A 2,194-nucleotide genomic window follows, 5' to 3' on the forward strand; every position below is an offset into this window, starting at 1 on the left:
CGCGGGCTCGGCCGACGGCGCGGCGGGCTCGGACGTCGTTGCGGCGGGCTCCGCCGGCCGGTGGCCTCCGTTGCCGTTGGCGCCGACCGGCATGAGGTCGGCCGGCGAGGCCTCGCCGGGGCTGGCCAGCGCCTCGAGCTTCGGCGTCAGCGCCTCGACGGGCTGCGGCGACGGCGCCGCCTCGGTCTTGCGGCGCCGGCCGCGCCGCTCCGAGCGGCCGGAGCGGCCCTCGTCGGACGCGGGCGCGCCACCCGCGGAGCCGTTGCCGGACTCGACGGGGTGGGCGTGGATGAGCAGGCCGCGGCCCTTGCAGTGCGGGCACGGCTCGCTGAACGCCTCGAGCAGGCCGGTGCCGATGCGCTTGCGGGTCATCTGGACCAGGCCCAGCGACGTGACCTCGGCGACCTGGTGCTTCGTGCGGTCGCGCCCCAGGCACTCGACCAGGCGCCGCAGCACGAGGTCGCGGTTGGCCTCGAGCACCATGTCGATGAAGTCGATGACGATGATGCCGCCGATGTCGCGCAGCCGCAGCTGACGCACGATCTCTTCGGCCGCCTCGAGGTTGTTCTTGGTGACGGTCTCCTCGAGGTTGCCGCCGGAGCCGGTGAACTTGCCGGTGTTGACGTCGACGACCGTCATCGCCTCGGTGCGGTCGATGACCAGCGAGCCGCCGCTGGGCAGCCAGACCTTGCGGTCCATGGCCTTGGCGATCTGCTCGTCGATGCGGTAGGCGGCGAAGACGTCGTCGGTGCCGGTCCACTTCTCGACGCGGTCGCGCAGCGAGCCGGCCACGCTGGAGACGTACTCGTCGATGGTGTCCCAGGCGCGGTCGCCCGAGACCACCAGCTTGGTGAAGTCCTCGTTGAACAGGTCGCGGACCACCTTGATGGCGAGGTCGGGCTCGCCGTGCAGCAGCTGCGGCGCGTTGCCGCTGGAGGCCTTCTTCTGCAGCGCCTCCCACTCGTCCTTCAGCCGCGCGACGTCGTTGGTCAGCTCCTCCTCGGAGGCGCCCTCGGCGGCGGTGCGGACGATGACGCCGGCGTCCTCGGGGACGACCTGCTTGAGGATCTTCTTCAGCCGGGTGCGCTCGGTGTCGGGGAGCTTGCGGCTGATGCCGTTCATCGACCCGCCGGGCACGTACACGACGTACCGGCCGGGCAGGCTGACCTGGCTGGTCAGCCGGGCGCCCTTGTGGCCGATCGGGTCCTTCGTGACCTGCACGAGCACCGACTGTCCGGACTTGAGGACGTCCTCGATGCGCTTCGGGCCGTCGGACTTGCCCAGGCCGCTCCAGTCGACCTCGCCGGCGTACAGCACCGCGTTGCGGCCGCGGCCGATGTCGACGAACGCCGCCTCCATGGCGGGCAGGACGTTCTGCACGCGGCCGAGGTAGACGTTGCCGATCAGCGACTGCTGCGAGGCGCGGCTGACGTAGTGCTCGACCAGCACCTCGTCCTCGAGCACGGCGATCTGGGTGAGGTCGCCGGACTGCCGGACCGCCATGACGCGGTCGACGGCCTCGCGGCGGGCCAGGAACTCGGCCTCGGACAGGATGGGCGGACGGCGCCGCCCGGCCTCGCGGCCCTCGCGGCGGCGCTGCTTCTTCGCCTCGAGGCGGGTCGAGCCCTTGACCGACGTGACCTCGTCGTCGAGCTCGCGGCCGTCGCGCACGCGCACGACGGTGTTCGGGGGGTCGTCGGGACGGGGCTCGTCGCCGTCCTCGCTGCGGCGGCGCCGGCGACGGCGACGACGGCGGCTGCCGCTCTCGCCGGAGTCGGCCTGGTCGTCGTCGGACTCGCCGTGGGTGTCGTCGGAGTCGACGCCGTGGTCGTCGGCCTCGGAGCGGCCCTCGTCGTCGGAGTCGTCGTCGGAGGCGTCGGCACTGTCGTCGGAGCGACGGCGGCGGCCGCGGCCACCGCGGCGGCGGCGCCGGCGGCGGGTGCCGTCGCCCTCGCCGTCGTCGTCGGTGTCGTCGTCGGCCTCGGCGATGGCCTCGAGCTCGTCGTCCTCGGTCTCCTCGACCTCGGGCTCCGGCTCGGGCTCGGGCTTCGCGCGCCGGCGGCCGCGGGCCGGCTGGGCGGCCTCGGGGTCGGGCGCGGCGAACAGCGGGGCGGCGGAGAACGTCGGCGGCTGGAACAGGACGGCGGAGGCGCGCGCCTCGGTGGCCGCGCTCTCGGTGCCGGACGGCGCGAAC

1 protein-coding gene is annotated in these 2,194 nt (G+C 73.9%); it reads right to left on the reverse strand.

Annotated elements, in window-relative coordinates; genetic code table 11:
• Positions 1-2,194 (reverse strand): Rne/Rng family ribonuclease (locus DY240_RS23140; RefSeq protein ID WP_199702153.1); only part of this gene is annotated, 2,194 nt, incomplete at both ends.

This window comes from Jiangella rhizosphaerae (assembly GCF_003579925.1).
Lineage (GTDB): Bacteria > Actinomycetota > Actinomycetes > Jiangellales > Jiangellaceae > Jiangella > Jiangella rhizosphaerae.